The 21,113-nt window shown below is 47.3% G+C and carries 28 protein-coding genes, 1 pseudogene and 1 other annotated feature; of the genes and pseudogenes, 13 read left to right on the top strand and 16 right to left on the bottom strand.

Annotation, left to right across the window (positions count from 1 at the left end; translation table 11 throughout):
- Positions 1 to 150: 150 nt before the first annotated feature.
- Both NYE69_RS33780 and NYE69_RS19340 read left to right on the top strand, forming a co-directional pair.
- Entirely contained in the window at positions 151 to 321 is a 171-nt protein-coding gene (locus NYE69_RS33780; protein WP_445744841.1) for a LacI family DNA-binding transcriptional regulator, read from the top strand.
- A gap of 53 nt (positions 322 to 374) precedes the next feature.
- The gene (locus NYE69_RS19340; protein WP_340927458.1) at positions 375 to 1,079 is read left to right on the top strand and encodes a 4'-phosphopantetheinyl transferase family protein; all 705 of its coding nucleotides are present in this window, start codon (positions 375 to 377) and stop codon (positions 1,077 to 1,079) included.
- Positions 1,080 to 1,146: 67 nt separating this feature from the next.
- Here the strand turns inward: NYE69_RS19340 and NYE69_RS19335 are convergent, their stop codons facing one another.
- On the bottom strand, positions 1,147 to 1,959 hold the full coding sequence (locus tag NYE69_RS19335) for a class I SAM-dependent methyltransferase (protein ID WP_340927456.1): 813 nt from the start codon (positions 1,957 to 1,959) through the stop codon (positions 1,147 to 1,149).
- 131 nt (positions 1,960 to 2,090) lie between these two features.
- Between NYE69_RS19335 and NYE69_RS19330 the strand changes: the two genes are divergently transcribed.
- Positions 2,091 to 2,351: a hypothetical protein gene (locus NYE69_RS19330; protein WP_340927454.1), complete on the top strand. Its 261-nt coding sequence runs from the start codon at positions 2,091 to 2,093 to the stop codon at positions 2,349 to 2,351.
- A gap of 117 nt (positions 2,352 to 2,468) precedes the next feature.
- On the opposite strand, the gene NYE69_RS19325 is transcribed toward NYE69_RS19330, so the two are convergent.
- The gene (locus NYE69_RS19325) at positions 2,469 to 3,383 is read right to left on the bottom strand and encodes a hypothetical protein (RefSeq protein ID WP_340927453.1); all 915 of its coding nucleotides are present in this window, start codon (positions 3,381 to 3,383) and stop codon (positions 2,469 to 2,471) included.
- A 724-nt stretch (positions 3,384 to 4,107) separates the two neighbouring features.
- On the opposite strand from NYE69_RS19325, the gene NYE69_RS19320 reads away from it, so the two are divergent.
- The 3 genes and pseudogenes from NYE69_RS19320 to NYE69_RS19315 all read left to right on the top strand — a co-directional run bounded on the left by NYE69_RS19320 (position 4,108) and on the right by NYE69_RS19315 (position 6,191).
- Positions 4,108 to 4,701: a TetR/AcrR family transcriptional regulator gene (locus tag NYE69_RS19320; protein ID WP_340927452.1), complete on the top strand. Its 594-nt coding sequence runs from the start codon at positions 4,108 to 4,110 to the stop codon at positions 4,699 to 4,701.
- Positions 4,702 to 4,785: 84 nt separating this feature from the next.
- Positions 4,786 to 4,884, top strand: a pseudogene (locus NYE69_RS33775) (MBL fold metallo-hydrolase); the annotation flags it as partial.
- Between the two features lie 257 nt (positions 4,885 to 5,141).
- Complete coding sequence (locus NYE69_RS19315; protein ID WP_340927451.1) at positions 5,142 to 6,191, top strand: aldo/keto reductase; 1,050 nt, start codon at positions 5,142 to 5,144, stop codon at positions 6,189 to 6,191.
- A gap of 161 nt (positions 6,192 to 6,352) precedes the next feature.
- On the opposite strand, the gene NYE69_RS19310 is transcribed toward NYE69_RS19315, so the two are convergent.
- On the bottom strand, positions 6,353 to 6,625 hold the full coding sequence (locus tag NYE69_RS19310) for a GNAT family N-acetyltransferase (RefSeq protein WP_340927450.1): 273 nt from the start codon (positions 6,623 to 6,625) through the stop codon (positions 6,353 to 6,355).
- A 306-nt stretch (positions 6,626 to 6,931) separates the two neighbouring features.
- Here NYE69_RS19310 and NYE69_RS19305 point away from each other — a divergent pair, with 306 nt between their 5' ends.
- Complete coding sequence (locus NYE69_RS19305; RefSeq protein WP_340927449.1) at positions 6,932 to 7,057, top strand: hypothetical protein; 126 nt, start codon at positions 6,932 to 6,934, stop codon at positions 7,055 to 7,057.
- A gap of 77 nt (positions 7,058 to 7,134) precedes the next feature.
- A complete protein-coding gene (locus NYE69_RS19300) occupies positions 7,135 to 7,695 on the top strand; it encodes a hypothetical protein (protein WP_155620098.1) in 561 nt (186 codons plus the stop codon).
- Positions 7,696 to 7,752: 57 nt separating this feature from the next.
- Here the strand turns inward: NYE69_RS19300 and xerS are convergent, their stop codons facing one another.
- Entirely contained in the window at positions 7,753 to 8,823 is a 1,071-nt protein-coding gene (gene xerS, locus NYE69_RS19295) for a tyrosine recombinase XerS (protein ID WP_340927448.1), read from the bottom strand.
- A 192-nt stretch (positions 8,824 to 9,015) separates the two neighbouring features.
- A complete protein-coding gene (locus NYE69_RS19290; RefSeq protein ID WP_340927446.1) occupies positions 9,016 to 9,462 on the bottom strand; it encodes a ferritin-like domain-containing protein in 447 nt (148 codons plus the stop codon).
- 176 nt (positions 9,463 to 9,638) lie between these two features.
- Between NYE69_RS19290 and NYE69_RS19285 the strand changes: the two genes are divergently transcribed.
- The gene (locus NYE69_RS19285; RefSeq protein WP_340927444.1) at positions 9,639 to 10,112 is read left to right on the top strand and encodes an Hsp20/alpha crystallin family protein; all 474 of its coding nucleotides are present in this window, start codon (positions 9,639 to 9,641) and stop codon (positions 10,110 to 10,112) included.
- 75 nt (positions 10,113 to 10,187) lie between these two features.
- On the opposite strand, the gene NYE69_RS19280 is transcribed toward NYE69_RS19285, so the two are convergent.
- Positions 10,188 to 10,886: a nucleotidyltransferase domain-containing protein gene (locus tag NYE69_RS19280; RefSeq protein WP_340927443.1), complete on the bottom strand. Its 699-nt coding sequence runs from the start codon at positions 10,884 to 10,886 to the stop codon at positions 10,188 to 10,190.
- Between NYE69_RS19280 and NYE69_RS19275 the strand changes: the two genes are divergently transcribed.
- Positions 10,839 to 11,357 carry a YmaF family protein gene (locus NYE69_RS19275; protein ID WP_340927442.1) on the top strand — a complete coding sequence of 173 codons (519 nt, stop codon included), beginning with the start codon at positions 10,839 to 10,841 and terminating at the stop codon, positions 11,355 to 11,357. The genes NYE69_RS19280 and NYE69_RS19275 overlap by 48 nt on opposite strands.
- Here the strand turns inward: NYE69_RS19275 and gerPC are convergent.
- From gerPC to NYE69_RS19250, 6 genes are all read right to left on the bottom strand, one after another.
- On the bottom strand, positions 11,336 to 11,944 hold the full coding sequence (gene gerPC / locus NYE69_RS19270) for a spore germination protein GerPC (RefSeq protein WP_051985444.1): 609 nt from the start codon (positions 11,942 to 11,944) through the stop codon (positions 11,336 to 11,338). The two genes, NYE69_RS19275 and gerPC, sit on opposite strands and share 22 nt — an antisense overlap.
- 99 nt (positions 11,945 to 12,043) lie before the next feature.
- The gene (locus NYE69_RS33770; RefSeq protein ID WP_445744840.1) at positions 12,044 to 12,385 is read right to left on the bottom strand and encodes a spore germination protein GerPE; all 342 of its coding nucleotides are present in this window, start codon (positions 12,383 to 12,385) and stop codon (positions 12,044 to 12,046) included.
- Between the two features lie 29 nt (positions 12,386 to 12,414).
- Positions 12,415 to 12,588, bottom strand: coding sequence for a spore gernimation protein GerPD (locus tag NYE69_RS19265; protein ID WP_373281400.1), 174 nt, complete (start codon positions 12,586 to 12,588; stop codon positions 12,415 to 12,417).
- Positions 12,589 to 12,639: 51 nt separating this feature from the next.
- On the bottom strand, positions 12,640 to 12,852 hold the full coding sequence (locus NYE69_RS19260; protein WP_340927440.1) for a spore germination protein GerPB: 213 nt from the start codon (positions 12,850 to 12,852) through the stop codon (positions 12,640 to 12,642).
- Positions 12,852 to 13,082 (bottom strand): spore germination protein, encoded by a 231-nt coding sequence (locus tag NYE69_RS19255; RefSeq protein WP_124332123.1) that lies wholly within the window; start codon positions 13,080 to 13,082, stop codon positions 12,852 to 12,854. Before NYE69_RS19255 ends, NYE69_RS19260 begins: the two co-directional genes overlap by 1 nt.
- 208 nt (positions 13,083 to 13,290) lie before the next feature.
- Positions 13,291 to 15,462, bottom strand: coding sequence for a 5'-nucleotidase C-terminal domain-containing protein (locus NYE69_RS19250; RefSeq protein ID WP_340927439.1), 2,172 nt, complete (start codon positions 15,460 to 15,462; stop codon positions 13,291 to 13,293).
- Positions 15,463 to 15,706: 244 nt separating this feature from the next.
- Here NYE69_RS19250 and NYE69_RS19245 point away from each other — a divergent pair, with 244 nt between their 5' ends.
- Positions 15,707 to 16,174: a GreA/GreB family elongation factor gene (locus tag NYE69_RS19245; RefSeq protein ID WP_340927437.1), complete on the top strand. Its 468-nt coding sequence runs from the start codon at positions 15,707 to 15,709 to the stop codon at positions 16,172 to 16,174.
- A gap of 64 nt (positions 16,175 to 16,238) precedes the next feature.
- Here the strand turns inward: NYE69_RS19245 and NYE69_RS19240 are convergent, their stop codons facing one another.
- Positions 16,239 to 16,832: a TetR/AcrR family transcriptional regulator gene (locus NYE69_RS19240; protein ID WP_340927435.1), complete on the bottom strand. Its 594-nt coding sequence runs from the start codon at positions 16,830 to 16,832 to the stop codon at positions 16,239 to 16,241.
- 30 nt (positions 16,833 to 16,862) lie between these two features.
- The gene (locus NYE69_RS19235; RefSeq protein WP_340927434.1) at positions 16,863 to 17,483 is read right to left on the bottom strand and encodes a VC0807 family protein; all 621 of its coding nucleotides are present in this window, start codon (positions 17,481 to 17,483) and stop codon (positions 16,863 to 16,865) included.
- 205 nt (positions 17,484 to 17,688) lie between these two features.
- On the opposite strand from NYE69_RS19235, the gene NYE69_RS19230 reads away from it, so the two are divergent.
- The gene (locus NYE69_RS19230) at positions 17,689 to 17,868 is read left to right on the top strand and encodes a small acid-soluble spore protein H (protein WP_340927433.1); all 180 of its coding nucleotides are present in this window, start codon (positions 17,689 to 17,691) and stop codon (positions 17,866 to 17,868) included.
- A gap of 464 nt (positions 17,869 to 18,332) precedes the next feature.
- Here NYE69_RS19230 and NYE69_RS19225 read toward each other — a convergent pair whose 3' ends face one another.
- Positions 18,333 to 19,877, bottom strand: coding sequence for a 2-isopropylmalate synthase (locus tag NYE69_RS19225; protein WP_340927431.1), 1,545 nt, complete (start codon positions 19,875 to 19,877; stop codon positions 18,333 to 18,335).
- A 103-nt stretch (positions 19,878 to 19,980) separates the two neighbouring features.
- Positions 19,981 to 20,212, bottom strand: a binding site (T-box leader).
- Positions 20,213 to 20,369: 157 nt separating this feature from the next.
- On the opposite strand from NYE69_RS19225, the gene NYE69_RS19220 reads away from it, so the two are divergent.
- Positions 20,370 to 20,729, top strand: a complete 360-nt coding sequence (locus NYE69_RS19220; RefSeq protein WP_340927429.1) for a hypothetical protein — start codon at positions 20,370 to 20,372, stop codon at positions 20,727 to 20,729.
- 129 nt (positions 20,730 to 20,858) lie between these two features.
- On the opposite strand, the gene NYE69_RS19215 is transcribed toward NYE69_RS19220, so the two are convergent.
- On the bottom strand, positions 20,859 to 20,951 hold the full coding sequence (locus tag NYE69_RS19215) for a sporulation protein YjcZ (protein ID WP_082207775.1): 93 nt from the start codon (positions 20,949 to 20,951) through the stop codon (positions 20,859 to 20,861).
- Between the last annotated feature and the right edge of the window lie 162 nt (positions 20,952 to 21,113).

Raw genomic sequence — 21,113 nt, 5'->3', positions numbered from 1 at the left:
TAACTATAGAAAGAGATAGGTGGGGTGAGTGATGATGGTGCCTGGAGTAGAGATACAGAAGCTGGCGGCGGCATTCCCGCAGGAAAGAGGGCGCTTTTACGAGCTCTTGCTGGAGCACAGCGACCAGTTGTACAGCATTGACTACAGCTTATCGCGGACAGTTGGGGGTTATCCGTCAGCACGATATCTCAGGCGACGAACGGAAGCTACGGCGTACATCCGAAGACCGTTGCCCGTGTCCAGGAGACGGCCGACGCCTTGAGCTATCTCCCCAATCTGGACGCCCAGCAGCCGGTACCCGTAAGAGCAATCAAAATTTAACCGATCGAAGAAATTACGCGATGCACCTGATATTAATGGAGGTTCATGAGATTGTGGGATTAGAAATATTTTTTATGCGAATTTTAAATAACTACAATGAGCGGGAGTGGCAGCTTTATTTGCATTTACTACCCGCAGAGAAGCAGCAGTTGATCGCAAACTATGTCGACCCGGTGGATAGGCAGCGATCGCTGCTTGCCGATCTTCTTGCTAGACATGTGATCGCAGATCGTTTGAATGTACCCATTAGAAAGGTAAAATTTCAGACCACGAAATTCGGAAAACCCGAATTAATGAATGATTCGGGTGTATTTTTTAATATTACTCATTCTGGTTCATGGATAGGGGTAGCTTTAGATCATCAATCCGTCGGTATTGATATTGAGCAAGTTCTTCCGATTGATCTGGATATCGCCGAACGATTCTTCTCGAAATCTGAAGTTGCTGACTTGTTGTCTATGCCCCAATTTCATCAGCTTGATTATTTTTACCAACTATGGACGCTAAAAGAAAGTTATTTAAAAGAAGAGGGCAGCGGATTGTCTAGACCATTAAATACATTTGCTATACGTTTTCTTAAGGACTCTTTCCGTCTTCTTGAAGGTGAAGAATGGTCAAAACGCGTCTTTTTTCAGACCTATGCGTTAGAATCTGGATACAAGTGCTCAGTTTGCGCCCGTCATAACCGTTTTCCAGAAAAGACTTCATTTTTAAGTGAGCCTGCCTTTCTGCAGACTCTTTCCAGAACGGACAATTAGCTGCCGCCTCCAGGTACTTATAACTTACCAGATAAATTATTAAGGTAACATTGGGTTATATCGGATGCTATAGTTTCCTTGCTTTGAATACAAAAGTTACAGGAAGCATCTTTGCTTTTTTCGCAAAATCACTGTTATCGTCCCGCGATTGCATAATTTCATCATCAGATTGCTCAATCATTTGCTCAATGACAAATCCCGCTTTGGAGAGCGCATTCACATAGGTTGATAGTTTGCGGTCCGATAAGGTTAGCGTACCTTCATCAAGAGATACCGAATACCAAGATTCATCGAAATAACATTTTTTAAAAGCAAGCACATTATTTTCTGCAGCAACACATTTGTGAATAGGGTGAGACCAACTGAAAATAAATACGCCGTCTTTATTAAGGTAAGAAGCGACACGGCAAAAAGTACCCTCAAGATCGGTGGACCAGCCTATGGCATAAATCGAATAAACATAGTCAAAATAATCCACTGGCAAGCCGCATTCTTCTTCCATGGGAGAGCAGATCAATTTTGCCGATAGGCCGCAGGCCGCCAAATGTTGCTTTGCCTTTTCGATTTGTTTTTCTGAAATATCCACAGCCCATAGTTCAGATGCTTTGCGTTCCCCTAGATACTGCAAGGAATGACCGGTTCCGCAGCCGATCTCCAGCATCTTTTTTCCTGAAACATCGCCAAAAAGTTGGCATTTTTCTTCTGAGACAAATGCTCCATAGTAAGGAAGGGCGGTTGCTCCTAAGATGTCATTTCCTTTTGTGTCCCAAAAGAGACTGTTTGTTTTATGAATAGAATTCTTATCCATGTCGATCGTGACAGCGCTGCCAACCTCGCCGGCGCCTATAATGTTTGTTCTATGAACAGAGTTATTGTCCATATCGATGCCCTCCCAAATATAAAATAACGCGCTATTAACCCCCAAAAATATACCATTTTTCTATGAACAAATCCACCTAAAACCTTACCTTCTATTCATCGTCCATTTGATCTCGTAGACCTGAGCGTTCCATGCCCGGTGGTATCGAAGAGTTAATACCTGGGATACTCAACATCACCGATGCGGCAATAAAGCATGATTTTGACATTGGCAGTGTGTTAACTTTATTTGAAAACGATATAAGTAAAGCACTCGAATACTATAAGCAGAAGCGGACGAAAAAAGCATTTTTTTCGATGGCGATCGCATTGGGGTTAATTAGCGTGATTGTAGTACCCGTAGTACCAAGTACACCTGGCGTAATAACTGCAAATCATGGGGCGGAACATTAAGACGTTTGAATATCAGATTGAATTTTTGCTGAAATAATGTCAGCATTTAAGTTGAAAAAATCACCCTCTAGGGCCAAATAGAGGGTGATTTTTTTTTATATAAGAAGGTCAGTAAGCTTACATCGATTGGTCTCGTTCAACGAGATTCATCCAGCCTACCAAATCATGGACGGCGATACCGCCGAACGAGGTGTGCGCTTCGCCCAATTGCTCCAACTGGACGAGCTGCTCATTCAGGACTTGGCTGCCTTCTTCGTAAAAAGTGATGGAGTTTCCTTCGCTGGAGGGCTTGGTTTCCACACCGGTATAGATTTTCTTGTTCATGCTTTCGCCTTCGGAAAACTCGGTTTTGGCCGTATTGTAAATGGCCTGGGCGCTATCGCGGTAAGACATCAGGGTCACGGATTCGAAGCGCGAGATCATCCATGAGCTCAAAGTTTGCTCGCTGTCCGGTACTTTATAATTATCGAGCCAGAAGGGAAGAGCCGCCGACAGCGGAAGTTCCGAGTCAGCCGCCTGTCGGGCCAACGCATCGACATTGCCCTGCCACTCAGTCACCAGGGTGTCGTAGTCCGTTTTCCAAATCGGAAGCAAATACGGCTCAATGTCAACATGAATTCCTTTTAGCTTCTCTTCCGGCGCGGCATGCTGCTGGTAATCGTTAATCCATTTCATAAAAGCGTCCAATTTCGGGCGGCTTGCGGCGAGGGCCCAGTCCGGGGCTCCGTTTAGAGCATGAACCTCGATACCCATTTCCGAGGCCTGGCGAATGAAGCTGCGGTAGGAATCAAGATCCACTTTGGTACTGATTTGCAAATATATAATTCCGACACCTTGGGACTTGGCAAAGTTCAACAGCTCGGAGGACGATGATTGGATAAGAGCGGTGTGCCATAACCAAGTCGTTCTGGCTTTGGAGACGGGTTCATCTTCAGCGCTGGCGGACTTGGTGGCCGGATTGCCCAAAAGCGCCAATATCAGAACAAAAACAAGAAGCATTGCGGATTTGCGGGGGTAAGAGATAGTTTTCACGAAGATGTACACTCCTTCAAGATAATAAAAATGTGTGATTGCGGTTAGGATTAGCGGACGACATGATTAGGGATCACATGAAACTTTAGGCTTTACCTCCCGCGTAGTGATGTGCCCAAACTTTAGGTCGAAAATCCCTGTCAACAGGAATGATTTGAGACTTAAGGGTGGGGTATAATCATATTTTCGTCGGACTCGCCTGATTTCTTCATAGGTCTATCGGATTATTTTTTGCCATATTATTAGCAATATTAACAGTGGAATCCAGTTTAAGCTCTATAAATCGGGATATGTACGCCAATAGTCCGGTTTGGTAAAATAATTCAAGAAAGCGGCTTCAAAGCGCAGCGGCTCGGTCGTGTATGGGAATAAGTACCTAAAAAATATGTGGACATCCGTTTTAGAGCAACGGATGTCCACTTTTTTGTGAAGATGAATAGGGGGGAGGGAAGGGGAATTTTGCTCATTTGCCTTTAGGTTTGAATTTGGATTTGGGGATTTTGGAGCCACTCTTTTTTTAACAATGCATATTGATTAGTGTTTTCATATTTTGGTGTCCCATCCTCGCAGGCGTCTTTAGGCGAAGTTTGGCAACAGGGGGTTATACCCCAAGTGCAAACCACCCGTTGGACGGGTGGTCATAATTTCACCTGTCTTAGCAAACCTTTCAATCCTCTTCGCAGGCTTCAAGCCGAAACGGGTTGGCTTATTTGACTTTAATTGAATGATCGTTTATTATTCAACCATGAGATATAAGGACAAAAATAAAAATGAAGCTATTTTTCAAGCAACCATTCAGCTTTTGAACGAAATCGGTTTTTCTGAAATTTCCATGTCTAAAATCGCCAAACGGGCTAAGGTATCACCAGGAACGATCTATGTTTACTTTGAAAATAAGGAGGACATGCTGAGGAAGCTGTTTTTGAATGTCGAGCAAAAGATTAGTTCGAGTATGTTCGAAGGGCTTCATCATTCAATGCCGGTCAAGGAAAGATTTGAACTGATTATGAGCAACTATATTAAATTCATTCTTAACCATAAAGATGAATTCCTCTTTTATGAACAATTTTGCAATTCACCGCTTGTCGAGAATTTATATCTTGAAGATTCCAGTATGATGTTCCAGCCTTTTTATAAATTGATTGAGGAAGGCAAAGAACAGAAGTTGCTTAAAGATTACGATACCATGCTGCTGTTGGTTTTGATTTATGCTCCTGTTACCGAGCTGGCCAAGCAATATTACAGAAGAGAATTTGAATTTAATAATAAAAATGTGAAGGACTTGATTCAATCAAGCTGGGACGCTGTCAAAGCATAAAGAGTCCTTTTTTTTAAACACATAAATGAATGAACGTTCAGTTAATAGCGATTTTAATAAATAATTTGAGAGTTGGTACTTATGTTGTGGTGTTCGTGGATTATTGAAGGAAATCATTCAAAGATATTTTACAGCGGGGATAGCGGCTACGGTCCTCACTTTAAAGAGATTGGCAATCATTATCATTAATCGAGGCGGGACAATACGACAACAATGGCTGGTGGCCGCTGCTGAGAGAAACGTCGTCATCGCGGTACCTCGAATAGGCGAAAGTGTTGAGATAGGTTCTTCTAAAATGCCATCGGCTCCATGGTGGAGAGATATTACTTAAAGGGGGTGATCCATGTAAAAAGCTGCGTATCCAACGATGATCATTTTCTTATAGAAAATGAAGGATTTCCAGTTTTGAAAAAATGAATAACTTTTATTAGGAGGCATATATGAAATACTACTTCTTAGGAAAAAGCGGATTACGCGTCTCGGAGCTTGCTCTTGGCACCATGACTTTCGGTACGGATTGGGGATGGGGGGCAGGCACGGATGAAGCCCAGAACATGCTGGACATTTATCTCGACCGGGGTGGAAACTTTGTCGATACGGCCAGTGGGTACACGAACGGAAGCTCGGAAAAAATGTTGGGTGAAATTCTGGGCGAGCGTCGTAATCGCATCGTGCTTGCCACGAAATATACGATGAATACGCATAAAGGCGACCCGAATGCAGGCGGAAATCATAGAAAAAGCATGATCCGCTCGGTTGAAACTAGTTTGTCGCGAATGAAAACAGATTATATCGACCTGCTGTATCTGCACTCTTGGGACAACACGACGCCGGTAGAGGAAGTGCTGCGGGCTATGGATGATCTTGTACGAGCAGGCAAGGTGCTTTATGTAGGAATATCGGATACGCCGGCCTGGCAGATTTCGCGGATGCAGACGATCGCCGACCTGAGAGGGTGGTCTCCTCTGGTTGCCCTGCAAAATGAACACAGTCTGATTGAGCGAACGTCGGAAAGAGAGCTCACTCCGATGGCTCAGGAGATGGGGCTTGGGGTTGTTGCCTGGTCGCCTCTGGCCAACGGTCTTCTGACCGGAAAATATTCAAGAGAGGAGTTGCAGCAGTGCAGCAAGGAATCCGAAGGTTGGAGCTCGCGGGTAACCATGATGGCTAACCATGGTATGCTGAATGAGCGGGTATTTAATATTGTGGATGAAGTCAAAAAGGTAGCAGATGAAGTGCATGCTCCGGCGGCGCATGTTGCGCTGGCATGGCTGAGAGCCCAATCGTCCGTTACATCCATTTTGCTGGGGGCAAGCAAAGCCGGACAGCTTGAAAGCAATTTGAATATGCTTGATCTGCAGCTTGCGGAAGAACAACTGCAAAGGCTCGACGCGGTAAGCGTGATTGAGCTCGGGTTTCCTCATAAATACTTAAATGATCCCGCAAATCTATGGGGCGTTTTTGGGGGCGTAGCGGTCGGGCGCCGCTAAGATAAAGTCGCGTACTTTATTGTTCAATGAATCCTGACAACAAACAAGGAGCAAAATCGCCGTGGATCTTGCTCCTTGTTCTACAAGGCAGACAGAGGAATGAAGAAATCTCGTACCCTTAGGCTCTTCTCTTATTATTGTTATAATTTTATGATTCCTGCTTATTTATGGAAAACATCCGCGTATTCGGAGATACGTTCGAATCGTCCCTTGGCAAACGGGCATAAGGGTAATATCTTAATACCGTTTTCCCGCGCGTATTCCACCATAGCTTTGACCAGCTTATCGCCAAGCCCTTGTCCTCGGTAAGCATTTTCGACCAAAGTGTGATCAATAATGTAAAGCTCCGGACTTGAGATTACATACGTCATCAGCGCAGCAATGCCGCCGTTATCTCGAATAAGAAATCTGAGTTTGTTTAAAGCAAGATTCATTCTTCGAAAGATGTCGGAAATCTTTCCAAATGGCGAAGTGTTGATTCGTCGTCCAATTTTCTGGTGGTTTCATTCAGTTTTTCATGAATGCTGCCGATGGGAATCTTCAGACCCGGCACCTTGGCTCTCAATGTCCGAATTATAAAGAGGAATCGTTGGTAAGTCAACAGTGCTGATACCGAGTATAAATTACAGTTTATTTTCGTCCCATGATTAATCTGGATCTAGCAGGGCGATTCCGAGAAAGGCATTATTGCGCAGCGCGTGTTCGAAATTTATGAACAGGCCAGGGCTAAGGCGAGCAGCTTGGCCTTTTCGGATCAGGAAGTGCTCTCGCTGCTGGATAAGGCAGTGGTGGATGCGCAAAAAGCGGGTTACGACAAGACAACGAAATGGCAGGAGAATAAGCAGATGCTGGAAGCGTCGAAATAAACGTCACGGCCAAGAAAGTTATAGACCGATTATTTCAGAGTTCACTTAAGTCTCATCAACATTGCATAACTCAATTGATGGAGCTTAGAGAATCGAATGAAACGATTGAATTCCCTGAAATTTGTCCCTATGCATATGCTTATGTTTTTTGGAGAAAATCTCTTTTAAAGGAGGAGCATTTCTACGGCTTTAATTCTTTAAGAACAAGCTTGATTTCTGATGTAGCACCACTTCTAATCAGGGAGCTTCTGGAGTATTTCTCTGATCAGGTCGTCAATTATCAAATGAAAATCCGTAGAAGTATTGATATGGGGGGGCTTTCCTGGATTCTTGAAAAACTGGTCTTACAGTTCTGTGAGAATTTCTTTTGTGCTTGGATGGAGACCGCAGGGAAGAGAAGTAAAGAAATTAGTGTACCTTCTTGGAAGGAAATTGAGAATATGAGGGATCGTTCGTTTCCAGATGTCGCTTTCAAATACAACTTTGATGAGAGCAGCTCATCTAGCAGCATTGAATATTATCATTTGCAAAACAGAGAACCGTTGTTGACTAACAAATGCAATTGCCCGAATAATAATACAAGGGAATTAATCAATTTATATACATATGTACAAAATACGAGTTTTGTGAATAAGTAGTGTTATTAAAATATAGAACCGGCCCAACCCGGCTCTTTGATCTGATTTATCTGCTTTTTACTTATCCATATTATTCACGGCTTTTCGCATCTCTTCATCCGTTAAATGCGTATAAATCATCGTCGTTTGGATTGATGAATGGCCTAATTGATTTCTTAGTCTCGGTACGTCGTTGTTTTCTTGGTGATAGCGTGTCGCAAAAGAATGTCTTAACGCGTGTACCGTTAACGCCGGTTTGCCGAACGCTGCCGCATATTTTTCGATCAGCTTTTCAATGGCTCTTGGCGTCAGTCGGCGGTTTGTGCCTTTGCGGCCGATCGGAGCCGCCAAAAACAAGGAATTTTCCGACTTGTCCGGCGCATATCTTGCTTCCCGGATGCTTAGATAATTTTCCAGGTCCGCTAAAGCTTGTTCGCTAAAATACACGTATTGTTCTTTATTTCCTTTACGGATTACCCGGACCAATCCTTTGTTCATATCCAGATCGCCGTTGTCGATTCCCGCTACTTCCGATAAGCGCAGTCCGGAACCAAGAATCAAGGAAACGATCGCGGTGTCTCGCTCGCGGTTAAACTCATGGAAACGAAAAATCCGCTTGTTGTCTTTGTTTTGCGCGCCAAAATCATACGCCACAAACTGCCGGAACCGTTCGAAATCGTCGTCTCGCAAAATTTTCCCTTCAATCCGGTTGGCCATCGTTTCCTGGCTTTCTTTAACGGCGTTAAATTCTATTTTGGCCATAACATTACGCTGAATATACGGCTGTAAATCGTCGGTTTCCGCTTTGTTTTGCAAATAATCGAACAGCGATTTTAACGCGGACAGCTTGCGGTTGATCGTATATTTGTTGTTTCCCAAACGGTACTCCAGATGGGAAAGAAAATTTTCGATCTCGCGAACCGTCAATTTTTCCAAGCTAGGTAATTCAACGTCTTTGCGGCTTGCGGCTGCGAACTTTTCGGCAATCAGCCAGTCAAAAAAGATGATGAAATCATGACAGTAATTCAGCAGCGTCGTCGGCGACAATTTGCGTTTGCGGCTATCTATGTATTCGGTCACGTACCAAGGCAGTTCATTTAACTTTTCATCGATACGGTTCATATAATGCGCTTTTAACGTTTTATCCATATCGGCTCGGCACCTCCTAAACCAAGCATAATTCATTTATAATTATTCGTCAAATTATTATTTTACGTAATTATATGCGTCAGAGATCTGCCAGGCCATAGTATCTCCTTTAATTCGAAATAAGGATATAAACATTGTCGAAAAACAAACCCGACCAGTTTCCGGATAACAGTCGGGTTCAAATTTGGTTTCCTATTCCTTCCCGCCCATCATAAAATACAAAAACCAGACGGCATGATTTTGTTCATCGGAAACCGTACGTTTAAATAGTTCCTTGATATAAGGATCGTGCGCTTTATCTGCGATTTCCAGGTACTGGTCAACCGTTTTTTGCTCATCCAAAAAAGCGCCGATCACTCCCGACCGGTAATCGGCCGGGCACCGTTCCGTTTGCCGCGGAGTCGCTTGCGTGCCGGTTAACGAAGCATAGAGTTGCAAGAAGCTGTGGTAGTGCCGAATCTCGTCTTGACGGATTTCCATAATTCTCCTCTTTATCTCTTCATTCGGAGCCATGCCGGCCAATTGTTCGTAGCAGATGATCGCACTGTATTCACCGTTTATGGCGCGTACGATGTCAGGGATTAAATTTTGGTCCGCAGAGACGCGAAACGAATCGTAAAAGTCGAAATCATAGTGCAAACTAACCTTCCCCTCTCGTTCTATTCAACCCTAGGCTATGCAGCCTATAGGCGTTTGGTGCAAGGCCCGCATAAAGGGAAAGTCCGCGCTGTTTTTCCGCATCACTTGCTACCGTTCGAACATGAACATGCTCAGCTGAATAAAATTTAGATATATAAAGATGTAGGTGATGCGATATGCGAAATAAGGGCGGTTTGACAAGCTGGGAAGAATTTGAAAAGAACATGCTGGAGCAATTTCCGTTTTTGCCGAAAAACTTCACCCAGGTGAATCCCGCCAAAAATCTCTCCTGGGTAGGCGATTATGTCCAAAAGCAGCTTCAAAAGTCCATGCCGGCCGATTTTAAAATCCCTATCTTCAATGACAATACGGGGAATTATGAACTTCACGAAACACACCGAAGTTTAATTGTCCGGTTGCCTGTTTCGGACCATTTCGAATTAGACCATACAAAGATCTCGGTAAATCGCAACAAGCTGCGGATTGTTTTGCCGTCCGGGGAAAAACAGGAAATCCAGCTCAAAAAACAAGTGAACCCTAAACAAACCCGGGCAAAATACAAGGAAGGTATTTTGGAGATCCAGATGCCTAAGATGCCGGAGTCCCAAAACTTTCACGATGTCTTTGTCGAAAGCGAAAACGAGGAATAGAAGTTTGGGAAAAATAAGCCCCGTTGCACAGCGCAACGGGGCATTTTATCCGGTTCCCAAGTTAACTTCAAAGTTTCAGGCCTCATACCCGTCAAGCAGTGTTCCTCCATACGGTTCCAGCGCCCGGCCGCAAGCCTTGACGAGTTCGCCCGGATCGTCCCGAAGATACAGCGTTTCCAGCCCTTTCTCCAAATCCTCCGCCGTTTCAGGAGCGTACTTTTGCAAATACCGGAATAAGTGTTTCCCTTCCCCAAGCCATTGTTGGTTGGCGCGCAGCAGAAACTCGCTTAATAAAATGAGCAGCTTGCTGGCCACAAACCATTTTTCGCAGCGCGGAATTTGGCCCTGCAAATCCGTGATTTTTTCGGAAATCTGGTATCTGGCGAAATCCAGTTCTGCTTGCGACCAAGGCATCGGGCCATACTGCAGATCGTTTTGTGCTTCTTCGATAAATTCCAGGCCGCTTTCCCGCGAAACCAAAACAACGCCTCCGGCTATCAGTCTCTGCAACGTGGGGTTGGCGGTCTGCACCCCTAAATCGTAGTATTCCCTGTAATTTTCCGGAGTAAGTACCGTACACTCGATGATCCAATCCATGAAAGAGCTTACCCTATGAAAATAACCCGGGTCCTGTTTTTCGAAAACAATGATATCCAGATCCGAAGCTGCGTCATGCTGGTTTATGCTGGCGCTGCCGCCCAATACCGCTAACATGCAATCGGGATAATGCTGAGACACAAACGTCTGGGCCGCCTCCGCCGGCGAATTTCGCATAGAATCCCCCTCCTCCCCGTATCAATAAATTGTATGAGCGAACGAAGCAGCGTAATCCTTTTTAAGAAAGTCTTACATCACAAGAAAGGAAGCGTACCGATGTTTGCGACAAATTGTCAGGCGCATGCGCATGAGTTTTATGGATCGACATCCATCAATTTAGGCCATCGGCATAATGTCCGGTTTTTTACTTATCCTGTTAATGGAGGCCCAAGTGACTGCCACTTTCATCGTTTCCAAGGAATCACTTACACCCAGGATCAACATTTCCATCGATTTAACGGCTACACCGGACCGCCCGTTTATTTACCAGACGGATCACATTTTCATTGGGTTGACGATGTCGTGGATGACGAGCCGTTCGAATTTAGAGGCCAATATTATATCACCGTGACAGGCATCCCGCGGCATCGCCACAGTTTTCAGGGGCGAACCGGTCCCCCGCTGGGTTACGAACCCCCCAGTTGGTGAAAGTAATCGATATATTTATCCGTCGCTTGCAGCAGATCATCCTTTAAACGCCGCTCAACCTGTTCATGCTGTTCATGACCGTTTGCCCCCTCTTGCAATTGGGCCATATAAAAGGCAAGCCGGTCCTCGACTTGCCGGATCATATCGTCCATGATGTTTTGCAGTTGTTCGGCCGTGAGGGTCATATTGCGGTGATTAGCTTTCTCGGCCAGCAAGGAGGCGATGTCCTCTTTTATGTATCGTTGCACTTCGACTTTGATCGTTTGGACGGACGATTTGCTCGGATCGTCAGGGTCCTGGCCAAACGAAACGTCCTCCGTTTGTTTGCCGGCTACCGATAGATCTTCAATCGTTCCTTGATCATTAGGACTGATTCCGATAATGAGGGTGCCGTTGAGATTTTCTACTTTCAACTGCTCAAAATTGTAATCTATCTTTTCAACATGTTGTCTCGGCATGGATTGCAAAGCCTCAAACTGCTTCTTCAGCGCCGAAATATCGTTTTCCAATTGAAACAATTTATCGTACTGCCAGCGCAAGGCATGATTGATTTGATCCAGCCAATGATTGGGGGGATGTCCCGACAAATGCCCCTCCTCCTTTCTTTTTCTTTATCAATGTATGCCAATCCATCGCCCGTCTTGCAATAAATTAGCTACATGGGAGGGATCATCAGACCGGTTCAATTAATCTCTTGGGATAAGATGCCTGATATGCTTGGTGCGATTCTTCGCGTCAAGTATCGCGGTATTGCCGATTTGCAACCCGGAGGAAGTTGATATCCCCAAAATATAGAGATTGTTTACGTGGATGCAGGGGCTTTTGTTCTCTTGCGTAAAAGTGACTTCCTCATTGATTTCTTGGGAGGGAAACGGTTGAAAGAACACGGGCAGCTTCTCCAATTTCCCCTCATCCCCCCAAAAGACGGGAATTTGGCGTTGCAAGGCGAAAACTTGCGAATCCGGAAAGATTCCCCACACATCTCCCACATGTACAAAAGAAGAATAAATTACGAAGGTGACTTTCATCTGATTAACGCAGGATATCCGCATCATGTCTACCGCGCAAAAGGCACAAGCGGCCCGATAATAAGGGATTCCGGCGGAGTGTCAAATATGGAGGAGAGCCGAATAGAACCGGTGTCCCCAATCAAAACGACTGATGAACTGCCCACTGCCACGATCTTCATGTTGTCTACTAAAATTTTATCATTTGTAACATCCAAGCGAATTTTTTCGTTCATCTTTTTCACACCTTCCGCATTGGCATTCAGAATCGGTTATTACCGCCCGGTGGCAAAAGGGACCACCGGTCCCGGCAAGGCACCAGGAGCGGTTGGGGCTGCCTCCGGGGCAGGGCCCGTAAACCCTCCGGTATTGTACAGATTGGATAACGATTTTATGATCCCGGCTGTTCCGATTTGCAAAACTGAAGAATTTGAAATTCCGTTAATCCGAAGGCACTGAATCGTAATAGTCTGCTGAACATGTATCATTAGGCTAAGGTCCCTCCCTTGGTGACCGAACCATCGACGACAGCGGGGTCAATGGTTAGGGTCGTACTCAAGCCGTTGTTCGTAACGGGAAAATCCCCGGTATTAAACGATCCCGAGCCCGCAAATGTTTTCGTAGCCGTCTGCGGGGAGATAACTAGCGTATCGCCAAATTGCACCACTCCACCGGAACTGATGTTAATGATCTTTACGTTGCCAACGATTGCAGGCATTTGTTTTACCCCCTCTTCCTCCGATTCGTCCCGTACCTTATAGTCGGTCTGTTTCCGCTGGGTAAAAAACCATTTCCTCGGTCCCTTCATCATATGGACCAAAGCATCATTTCGTTACGGCTCATCATGCATCATAAATGGCATACAACGAAAAAACCGCCCCACAGTAAATGTGGAACGGTTTTGAGCTTTCATTGGACATGCCGGCCTATTCATTCAGCGCGGACATAATCATCAGCACCAAATCGCTGCGGGTGACTTGCGCGGTTTCTTTCAGTTCCAACCCGCTCAAAGCCTTCCCCGACGCCGCGGAAATTACGGCTGCAGCCTCTTTGACGATCAAGTTTTGTTCAGGCCGGAAAGCGGTGTCGGCGAAACCGTCCGTATACCCCGCTTGCTTAAGCGCGGAAACGGCAGGCAATGCCCACGGCTCGATGCTGTCTTCATCGGAAAATCCGGTTTCGGCTGCCGCGTCGCCCAGATTGAAGGCCCGGCTCACCATCACCGCAAATTCGGCGCGGGTCACGAGCCCATCCGGACGGAATGTGCCGTCGCCGTAACCGTTGATGATGCCCGCGGACTCTGCCCGGGCAATCTCCGACTTGTTGGGATCGTTAGCGATATCCGTAAACCGGGAAGCGAGATTCTCCGCCGCTTCCCCGCCGGCCTCGCCACTGCTTCCTGCTTCGGCCGGAAGCGCCGCTCCTTTCAAATCGGTGATGCGGCCTTCCGCCTTTAGGTTGACCGTACCCGCTTTGTCCAGGTATTCGCGGAACACTTCATAATCGACCAGATTCAGCTCGTAGAAACGGCCGTCGTCCTTGGCCTTCTTCATCGAGTTGTAGAAATCTCCGCCGCCGGCCATATAGGAGTTGGTGGCCACGATATAATAAGCCTTCGGATCGATGTCGGCGTACGTTCCGTCTTCATTTTGAATTTGTACTTTTACGATGCGTTGTCCGGATTGCGTTTTCTCCCCGGTCACATCATCGACGACTTCAGGCTGCTTGGCCGAATCATAGTAGAAGCGCATGCCCGAAACCTGCGGAAACCGCCCTTCACCGTTTTCGACGCCGCTTACGCCGTTCTCCAACGCCGCTATGATTTCATCGCCGGTCATCTTGAGCGCGGTCAGATTGTTGCCGAATGGCATCGTCGTCAGCAATTCGCCGAGCGTTATGTCGCCAGCATCGATCGAGGCGCGAATCCCGCCGCCATTCTGAATCGTCACATATCCTTTGACACCGGGTTCCTTGACGATGCTCATCACTTTCGACCGCATGCCGTCGGCCACCAGGTCGCCCAGGTTCGTCTCCTGCTTGCGTACGCTGTTGCGTTCACCATCAAGGGGAACGTCCGACTCGCCGACAACGGTTTTTTTCAGTTCTTCCAGCGGGGCGGCGTATTCGGCCAGCTTGGCTTCCGCTTCCGCATTGCCCTTAATGGCGTAATTGCCGGCATCATCCTTGGCATTAAGGTCAATCAAGCGGCCGTTCCATTCCTTCAGTACGCCCTTGTCGTCAAACGTCACATCCAGTTGGCCCAAATGCTCGTCATATTCGCCCGTTTGTACGATCAGCGTCGGCTCCGTATCGGCGTGGCGCACTTCGGGAACATCGAGCTGCGTATGGGAGTGGCCGCCGACGATGATGTCGATGCCATCAACCGCTTCCGCCAGTTCCTGATCTACCGTATAACCCAGATGCGATAATACGATAATTTTGTCGATGCCTTCCGCTTCCAGCGCATCCACCTGCTTTTGCGCGCTTTCCACTTCATCATTGAACTTAATGTTGGGCCCCGGCGAAGAGAGCACGGAGGATTCCGGCGTGGTGAGACCGATGATCCCCACCTTCTCGCCGCCGATTTCCTTGATCACGGCCGGATAAATCTTCCCTTCTTCCCCGGGTTTTCCGAGCCCGCTGTTCGCCATGGGGCTTAATGCCGGCTCTGTGCCGAAATTGAGGTTCGCGCTTACGAACGGGAACTTGGCCTGCTTCACAAACTCGGCCAAGGCCGCAGGACCTTTATCAAACTCATGGTTCCCGAACGTCATGGCATCGTATTTCATTGCGTTCATAAAATACAGGTCCGCAAGGCCGCTAAACTGATTAAAATAGAGCGTTCCCGAAAAGACGTCGCCCGCATCCAGCAGCAGGGTATTCCCCGTTCTTGCTGCCTGCACGGCCGTGACGCGGCGGCCGATATTGTCCAGATGGGCATGCGTGTCATTCGTATGTAACACCCTAAGCTGGAATTCCCCCGAACCGTTTGCGTTTTCGGCTGCACTGACTGTTCCCCAGGCCGTACCGGTCGTAAGTCCGGCCGCAATGACAGCGGCCGCAAAAAGCTTGCCGATTGACTTGTACCCCAACTGCATAAAGCCAACTCCTCCTCACCCCATATTAATTGCACTACATATTATAAATATAAGTTTAATAGATTTGTATGTAAACAATTTAAACCAATCATCCGAATACCTGCGGATGACCATAATCAGGAAAGATGTTATACTGAATGTAAGCCCCTTGCGGGCTTATTTTCTTTAAGGAGGACTGCTTGTATGAGAACCATTGACATGGTCACGCTTGGTTGGGAAAAACAAGTTGGGGGTGATATTTACTATGAGCCCTAGTTTTAAAGCCCTCGACGGAACCAGAACGCATTTGGTGAACCAGCTTGTATTTTTTGACGAACAATACCCGTTTTTTGCGGATACTTATCTATACGGAATGCCAAGCCGCGATCGAAAAATGATAGACGACCTCTTGCAAAAATATACCGCCCGATTGATATCCATGCTGGCGGCCGATGATACTGCGCTGCAGGATATGCTCTATCAGGTCGTTCTGATCGGAAGCGGCGTAAAGGTGGAGTTTGAGGAAGACGGTTCAACGGACCTGTTCACTGTGGTCTACCCTACGGAAAGCGACCCCGACAACAACCGGATCTCTTTTATCTCCCCGATCGGCAGGCAACTGCTTTGTGCGGAATGCAATTCTCCCCTTGTCTTGGAGGTTCCGGACGGAACGCAGCGGATTCATGTCCGTGAAATAAAATACGCTTATATAGGCGGATTTCAAGATGAATAACGATCACGATCACGCCTTTTAATCCATTCCCCCGCCTTCGCGCGGGGGATATTTCCAAAAGCGCTCAGCTCAACGCGTTCAGCATAAACTCATAGATGTCCCGGTCGCTTAATACATCGTCATCGGGAGTAACGATTTGTTGAACCTGCAAGCCGTACTTCAACGTGGCAAATAGCTGCGCAACCTTGTTGGCGTCGATGTGCTCGGGAATAACCCCATGCCGCTTGCCGACTTCAATCCAGCTTGCCGAATTGCGGATCGCGGTTTCGTGATAGCGCCGTAGAATGTCGTCCACGGCGGGTTTATCTCTTTGGCTGAGCAAGTATATGAAGATCAGGTTGGAAACACTGTCCGGACTGGCAGCATGCTGCATCCTGCCGGACACCAGGTTCAGCGGTCCCTGGATATCGGCGGGTTTGCCGGCGGCTTGAGCCACCGATTCAAAAAAAAGCTCATTCGTTTTCTCGAATCCGGATTCAAGGATTAAAGCGAACAATTCGTCTTTGCTTTTGACATAATGATAAATCGCTCCTTTGGTGAGCCCGCTCCGGACGGCAATATCCTGCAGCGTGGCGGCCCGGCAGCCTTTTTCCAAAATCATTTCTTCCGCCGTCTCCAGCAGCAGCTTGAGCGTAGGGTTCATCGTTTTATCATGCATGGTCAAATACCTCCAATTCATAAACGGTGTTTATTCCGACGGTTGAAGTCCAGGAGAGGCCTGCTTCTTCACCCGCTTTACGTAACGAACGGTCCACCAAATCGTCACACCCACGATGCCATAACTTGCAAACGGCGACACCGCAAGAAATGACGGAACGGATAAAATATACACCAACCCCACTTTGACAACGGCTTCCAGCACAAGAGCACCCCCCCACACGGCGGTAAGCAGCCGGAAAGTATGCCGGAACCTGGGCAAATTTCTCCACTTTTCTTCCATATTCGCATCCCGCCCCGTAAACCGCTCGGCAAAATAATAAATTAACGGGCGCTTAAGAAGCAAAGAGAGCAAAAATAGGAGCCCCATGATTCCCGTTACATACGATTCCCTCAGCAAAATAAACCTCTCGTCCCCGCCAAGCAGCACGGCAGCAACGCCTAAGATCAGGCCGATGAAAATAAAGGCGGAAAACATATCCGCTTTTCGCGTTTTAATCAGACTGTACAGCGAATCAACCAGCGGAACGACGGAGGCCGCCGATAGCGCCCATAAACTGCCGGTATGTTTAATGAGCAGGGTGTAAATCAGATAGGGCAATACAACATTTACGGCTAATGTGATGATGATTTCTTTTCGCGTATGGTTCATCTTGGTTGGAGTCCTTTCTTTAACATGAGTTTGACGGGAATATTCCATACCTTTGGTAGGTATCTCAAATTTTACATACCTTCGGTAGGTAGGTCAAGTGTTTTGTTATGAGTTGGAATAACATCGCTATGGCCAGGGCAACTTATGTATGATTGAAGCCTATTCCCCAAGTTTGTGATATTTTGCATTCCAGGAGGTCTTTAGTATGAACAGTCAACGCGCTAAAGAAATCGTCGCTTCGCCGACGATGGTAAACGTAACCTGCGATGGGATTCCGATTTATATTCAGCATGTGGACGAAAAAAACGAAACCGCCAGAATCTATCCTTTGGACGAGCCGGAAAATGAGAAGAACGTGGCTCTTTCCCAACTTCACGAGCATTAATAAGCAGGAGGCGATGCGCGATACATCCCTCCTGTTTTTTTTGGTTAACATAACTATATTTATGTATTCTTTATTGGTGGCAGTTCCCACAAACGCATGAATAACGGTCACCGCTTAAAGAAGCTAAAATAGCGGATTTTTATTCAGAACGGAATCATTTCCTTGTGATTCGAAAAAATAGGGACATACATTGCCTCTATTTCTCTCAAATTGACGAATATCGCTGGAATAACGGCTTTTTTTGCCCTTAGCTTTTCCAGAAGTTTCTCAGGCAACAAGATTTTTTGGCAAGGTTTTCTCCACGCAAAACAAAAGAGTTCATCCGATGTATCGGCGAACTCCTTTGTTGATCTTCGGCGGCATCCCGCCCTCCTGGGGCCCTTCGGTCCAATTGTCATCGCGCTGAAAGGCCCTCCCATCCTAAAATTAGACTGGGAGGGGCAGTTTTGATTGGAAAACCTAACTCAGAAAGCTTGAACGCTCTCCTTCTGATCCAGAATAACGGCGTTAACGCCATTCAGGAAAGCCTGGCCGCTTGCTTTGATAATATCGGTGTCCATCGCCCGGCCGACATACGTCTTGCCTTGAAAATCAAGCTGGATATTCACCCGGCCAACCGCTTCCTTCCCCCGCGAAATGCTGTTGATTTTATAATGCGTCAAATGAACGTCCAAACCGGTCAACGTTTTGATCGCCGTGTATAAAGCATCGATCGGACCGTCCCCGACTGCGCTGCCCTTAAGCTCTTCCCCATTTTGCATAAGTACCACGGCCGCGGTTGGGCACAGATCATTTGTCACGACCTGGAACGACCGCAATCCAAACAGCCGGCTCCCGTGCTCCGCTTGTTCCCGTTGATCGTTCAGCAAGTAGTACAGATCGTGATCGTAAACCTCTTTTTTCGCGTCGGCCAGGGCCAGGAATTTTTGGAACACGATCTCAAAGGCGTCGGCATCGGACGTATCGAAGCCCAGCTTCGCGATCGCATGTTTGACTGCGTGTCTGCCGGAACGCGCGGTCAGCACCAATTCCATGCTTTCCGCCCCAACGTCTTGGGGAGACATGATTTCATACACTTGTTTATCCTTGAGCAATCCGTCTTGATGGATGCCGGAGGAATGGGCAAACGCGTTTTCACCCGTGATCGCTTTGTTGGCCTGCACGTCGAGCCCCGTCAAATGCGTCAATAGTCTCGACGTCCGGAGCAGTTCGGTCGTATCGATGTTCGTGCTGCAGCGGTACAGCGATTCCCTGACCTTCAGCGCCATGACCGTTTCCTCCAGAGAGGTATTCCCCGCCCGTTCTCCCAAACCATTGATCGTGCATTCGATTTTTTCCGCGCCGTTTTTGACCGCGCTCAAGGTGTTGGCCGTGGCCAGCCCAAGGTCGTTGTGGCAATGCACGCTCAGTATGACCTTGTCGTTCAAGTTTTTCAAACGGTCGTGGATTTTCCGGATCAGTTCGCCATACTCCTCCGGCTCCGCATATCCCACCGTATCCGGAACGTTGACGATCGTAGCGCCGGCCCGTACGACCGCTTCGATCGTTTTCCACAAATACTCGAAGTCCGCCCGCGAGGCGTCCTCCGTCGAGTACTGCACCTGCGGCAGCAGCGTCTTGGCGTATTTGACCGCGTCGACGCCCATTTGCAGCACCGCCTCCTTGGAGCGGTTGAATTTTTTCTCCACATGCACGTTTGATGCGCCGAGCACGATATGGATCAGCGGGTCCTGCGCGATCCGGACGCTCTCATAAACGGCGTCAATATCGCTTTTCACCGCCCGGGCCAGCGCCGTGATGCCGACGCTGTCGCCCATGCTGCGGGCGATTTCCCGAACCGCCTGAAAATCCCCTTGCGACGAGGCCGGGAACCCGGCCTCGATAATATCTACACGGAGGCGCTTCAGCTGCTGGGCAAACTCCAATTTTTGCTGTACGTTCAACTTGGCCCCAGGGACCTGCTCACCGTCTCTTAAAGTCGTATCGAGCACGATAATTTTGCGGTTCATCTGAAATTCCTCCTTGATCATTCGGTTAATGGGTTATGCAATCTATGTGAAGCGGGGCTGATTAAACCCGGACTTTAATCAACAAAAAAAAAACCGTCTCTCCAATAGAGACGAGGTTTATCCCGCGGTACCACTCTAATTCATTTCACGCTCTGAAATGATCTCTTTCGATGGCCGACACCATCTATCCTTGTAACGGCGGAATCCCGGCTTACCCTACATATCAGGCAGCTGTTCATAGACGAGTTCAAAATGATGAGCGCTGCCGTTTCTCACCAACCAACGGCTCTCTGAAAGGTTCGATCATTTTTACTATTTCTAATCAACACATTTGCTCGTATGGAATTATAGGTAATTATATGCACCCCTGGGGCCATTGTCAACCGCCTTTTCTGGCCCGTTTGCGGAAATTGTGCATGCGCGGAGGGGCAGATGGCTTGTTAGTACATATACTGCATTAGATTTTAATTAACGCCAAGGAGATGGAACCCCTTGAAACGGAAAAAGAAAAAAGTCAAAGTCAAACAATTTATTCCCACTCAAATGAGTCAAAGTCCCCTCTCCCCCACCCTTTTTAATCCTGGGCCGCAATTGCCCGGTATTTTCGGGCCGTCGCAGCCGTCATCGGGCCCTCCCGCTTCGTCCGGCTTCGGCTCCTTATTTAAAGGTTTGGGCGGATTGGACGGCATTTTGGGCACCTTGGGCAAAGTTCAAAAGATGGTCGGGATGTTCCGGCAGTTTTACCCGCTCATTAAATTATTTTTCCCCAAAGCGGCGACGACAAGCGTAAGAAACAGCGGTACACCCCGCCGCCGGGCCGTAAAACAAAGAACAATCAACAAACGGAAGTGACTTCTGACCTGTCAGAAGTCACCCTTTTCTCTAAAAAACCCGTGTACGGAACACCTGCTGCTTTGATGTCCCGCACACGGGCGGTAAATCCTAAATCCCGTCATATGCGCTTTCCTGGTTTAAGTAGATTTAGATCCAGGCAGTCAAAACAATTACCAAAAGGATGAACAAAACGAGGATAACTCCGGTGCTCGTAAAACCGCCGCCTGCGAAACACGACATCAGTGAGGCCCTCCCTTCGTTTCAATCTACTTAAGCATATGACTTTAGCGGTAGGTTGGATTGGTTATAAGTCCCGGAGCCGAAAAATAGGGCTGTTTCACAAAGCGGCGTTTAAGCATTCATCTATGGGTTCCAAGCCTGCTCGGATTGCACCTGAACGTG

The organism is Paenibacillus sp. FSL R5-0527 (genome assembly GCF_038008055.1).
In the GTDB taxonomy this organism is placed as follows: domain Bacteria; phylum Bacillota; class Bacilli; order Paenibacillales; family Paenibacillaceae; genus Fontibacillus; species Fontibacillus macerans.
The sequence above is the reverse complement of the archived record's forward strand: the minus strand, read 5'-3'. Positions and strand labels throughout refer to the sequence as shown.